At 65.2% G+C, this 3,551-nt stretch carries 4 protein-coding genes; 3 read left to right on the forward strand and 1 reads right to left on the reverse strand.

Annotated elements, in window-relative coordinates; translation table 11 throughout:
- Window positions 1–712, reverse strand: a 712-nt coding sequence (locus tag F6S12_RS30485; RefSeq protein WP_315869744.1) for a LysR substrate-binding domain-containing protein, incomplete at its 3' end; no start/stop codon positions are given.
- A gap of 110 nt (window positions 713–822) precedes the next feature.
- On the opposite strand from F6S12_RS30485, the gene F6S12_RS30490 reads away from it, so the two are divergent.
- From F6S12_RS30490 to F6S12_RS30500, 3 genes are all read left to right on the forward strand, one after another.
- On the forward strand, window positions 823–1,932 hold the full coding sequence (locus F6S12_RS30490; protein ID WP_015636336.1) for a 2-aminoethylphosphonate--pyruvate transaminase: 1,110 nt from the start codon (window positions 823–825) through the stop codon (window positions 1,930–1,932).
- Window positions 1,933–2,034: 102 nt separating this feature from the next.
- Window positions 2,035–2,862 (forward strand): phosphonoacetaldehyde hydrolase, encoded by an 828-nt coding sequence (phnX, locus tag F6S12_RS30495; RefSeq protein ID WP_047287945.1) that lies wholly within the window; start codon window positions 2,035–2,037, stop codon window positions 2,860–2,862.
- A 201-nt stretch (window positions 2,863–3,063) separates the two neighbouring features.
- On the forward strand, window positions 3,064–3,551 hold a 488-nt coding region (locus tag F6S12_RS30500), incomplete at its 3' end, for a cytochrome b (RefSeq protein WP_315869745.1).

A 3,551-nucleotide genomic window follows, 5' to 3' on the forward strand; every position in this document is an offset into this window, starting at 1 on the left:
CAATGCCCACCCCCAGGTGCGCCGCCACCGCCTCGGTCACCGCTTCGCGGCTGTCCAGCTCCAGCAGCACCCGGGGCTGGACCTGGGCCAGCCCACAGGCCTCATCGAACGTCCGGCGGGTGATCGAACCCGGTTCGCGCAGCACCATGATCACCTGGTCCAACTGCTCGATGGCGACGCCCTCGGCCAGTTCCAGCCAAGGGTGCCCATCGGGCACCAGGGCACAGATCCGCGACTCGCCCAGGCTTTGCAGGTGCAGGCCCTTGCGCGGCTCGACTTCGGTCAGCACCGCCACGTCGGCATGCTCGGACAACAGCGCCGCCAGGGTTTCCTGGGCATTGCCCAGGCGCAGGTTGACCGTCACCCCCGGGTAGCGCGCCCGCAAGCTGGCCAGCATCGGCATGACCAGATGGGGGCCGTCCGCTGCCACTTCCAGGCGCCCGGTGAGCAATTGCCGGTTGGCCTCGAGCATGGCCTGGGCCTCTTCCGCCAGGCCGAACATGGCCCGGGTAATGGCCGCCAGCTTGATGCCCTCTTCGGTCAGTTCCACCCGGCGCGCAGTGCGCCGCAGCAAGGTGATCTGGTAATGCTCTTCCAGGGCCTTGATATGCCCGGTGACCGCCGGCTGGCTGATGAACAGCCGCCCGGCGGCCCGGGTAAAGCTGCCTTCCCGGGCCACGGCGTCGAATGCGCGGAGTTGAAACAGGTTCATAGCTATCGGCCTCACTGATGGCTGGCATAACAACAAACAATTTGATTGATGACAAGGCAAACTGCAATTTAGTCCCCGTAGCGTCATCCCCACCTTTTCGAGGACACAGCATGAGCATCGCCGAGCCAATCCTGCTTACCCCCGGCCCCCTGACCACCTCCGCCCGCACCCGCCAGGCAATGCTGGTGGACTGGGGTTCGTGGGATGACCGCTTCAACCAGCTGACCGCCAGCCTGTGCCAACAGCTGCTGGCCATCATCCAGGGCGCCGACAGCCATCACTGCGTGCCCCTGCAAGGCAGTGGCACCTTCGCCGTGGAAGCGGCCATCGGCACCCTGGTGCCCCGCGACGGCAAGGTCCTGGTGCTGATCAACGGTGCCTACGGCAAGCGCCTGGCGAAGATCTGCGAAGTGCTCGGCCGGGATTTCAGCACCTTCGAAACCGCCGAGGACCAACCCACCACGGCCGCGGATGTCGAGCGCCTGCTCCAGGCCGACAGCAGCATCAGCCACGTGGCGCTGATCCACTGCGAAACCAGCACCGGCATCCTCAACCCGCTGCCGGAAATCGCCCAGGTGGTGGCCAGCCATGGCAAGCGCCTGATCATCGACGCCATGAGTTCCTTCGGCGCGCTACCCATCGATGCCCGGGAGATCCCCTTCGATGCGCTGATCGCTGCCTCCGGCAAATGCCTGGAAGGCGTGCCCGGCATGGGCTTTGTCTTCGCTGCCAAGGCCTCCCTGGCCCAGGCCGGCGGCAATGCCCATTCCCTGGCCATGGACCTGCACGACCAGCACAGCTACATGGCCAAGACCGGCCAGTGGCGCTTCACCCCGCCGACCCACGTGGTCGCCGCGCTGCACGAAGCCCTGCTGCAATACGCCGAGGAAGGTGGCCTGCCGGCGCGCCACGCCCGCTACGCCGACAACTGCCAGACACTGCTCGACGGCATGGGCGAGCTGGGCCTGCGCAGTTTTCTGCCGGAAGCGATCCAGGCACCGATCATCGTAACCTTCCACGCCCCGAAAGATCCCCGCTACCAGTTCAAGGATTTCTACGAGCGGGTCAAGGCCAAGGGTTTCATCCTCTACCCGGGCAAGCTGACCCAGGTCGAAACCTTCCGCGTGGGCTGCATCGGCCATGTCGACCGCCGCGGCATGCAGGCTGCCGTCACCGCCATCGCCGAGGTGCTGCGGGAGATGGAAGTCCTCGACATCTGACTCCCCACCGAGCCTGTAGGAGCGAGCTTGCTCGCGAATCAGGCGACGCGATACCGAACCTTTTTTCGCGAGCAAGCTCGCTCCTACACAGGCATCGAAACCATGAACTACAGCAACCCTTCTCAGCTGCAAGCGGCGATCCTCGACTGGGCCGGCACCGTGGTCGACTTCGGCTCCTTTGCCCCGACCCAGATCTTTGTCGAAGCCTTCGCCGAGTTCGATGTGCAGGTGTCCATCGAAGAAGCCCGCGGCCCCATGGGCATGGGCAAGTGGGACCACATCCGCACCTTGTGCGACCTGCCGGAGGTGGCCGAGCGCTATCGCAAGGTCTTCGGCCGCACCCCGACTGACGCCGATGTGACCGCCATCTACGAACGCTTCATGCCGTTGCAGATCGAGAAGATCGCCGAGCACTCGGCGCTGATCCCCGGCGCCCTGGAGGTGATCGCCAAGCTGCGTGAACAGGGGATCAAGATCGGCTCCTGCTCCGGCTACCCCAAGCAGGTGATGGACAAGGTGGTAGCCCTGGCCGCCACCAACGGCTACACCGCCGACCACGTGGTGGCCACCGACGAAGTGCCCAACGGCCGCCCATGGCCAGCCCAGGCCCTGGCCAACGTGATCGCCCTGGGCATCGACGACGTGGCCGCCTGCGTGAAGATCGACGACACCGTACCGGGCATTCTCGAAGGCCGCCGCGCCGGCATGTGGACCGTGGCGCTGACCTGCTCGGGCAATGCCCTGGGCCTGACCTACGAAGGCTACCGGGCCCTGGCCAGCGACACCCTGGCCAGCGAGCGCAAGCGCATCCACAAGCTGTTCGAGGCTTCGCGCCCGCACTACCTGATCGACACCATCGCCGACCTGCCCCAGGTGATCGCCGACATCAACCAGCGCCTGGCCCGGGGGGAAATGCCCCAGGGCAACTGATTCAGGCACGGGGCAATATTAAAAAACGGCGGTGCCTTCGGGGCCGCCGTTTTTTCATACCCGCCCACCGCCCCGGCGCTGCACAGGGGGGCGATAAAAGCCGCTACAGCTCCAGGCAGACCGGCATAAAGCGGATTACAGTTAAAGCACTCCGTCGCTCAAGAACGGAGGCTTCAGACCTGATGACCGAGGATGTCCCGTATGCCCTGGAAAAACACTGAGTCTCGCTACAGCACCATGACGATCGCCCTGCACTGGTTGATGCTGGTGCTACTGGCCGTGGTTTACGCCTGTATCGAATTTCGCGGCACCTTCCCCAAAGGCAGCGGTGGTCGCACGCTGATTGTCGAAGCCCACTTCATGCTCGGCCTGACAGTGTTTGCGCTGGTCTGGCTGCGCCTGTTCGCTCGCGCCCAGGGCGTAGCGCCGAAGATCCTGCCCACCCCGCCCCACTGGCAACGGCTGCTGTCGACCCTGATGCACTGGGCGCTGTACCTGTTCATGATCGCCATGCCGATCCTCGGCTGGCTGACCACCAGCGCCAAGGGCCATCAGGTGATGTTCTACGGCCTCGACCTGCCGCTGCTGCTGGCCGAGAACAAGCCACTGGCCAAGCAGCTCCAGGGCTGGCACGAACTGCTGGGTACGGTCGGCTACTGGCTGATCGGGCTGCACGCCCTGGCCGGGCT

This window comes from Pseudomonas sp. JV245A, assembly GCF_032424515.1.
In the GTDB taxonomy this organism is placed as follows: Bacteria; Pseudomonadota; Gammaproteobacteria; order Pseudomonadales; family Pseudomonadaceae; genus Aquipseudomonas; species Aquipseudomonas protegens.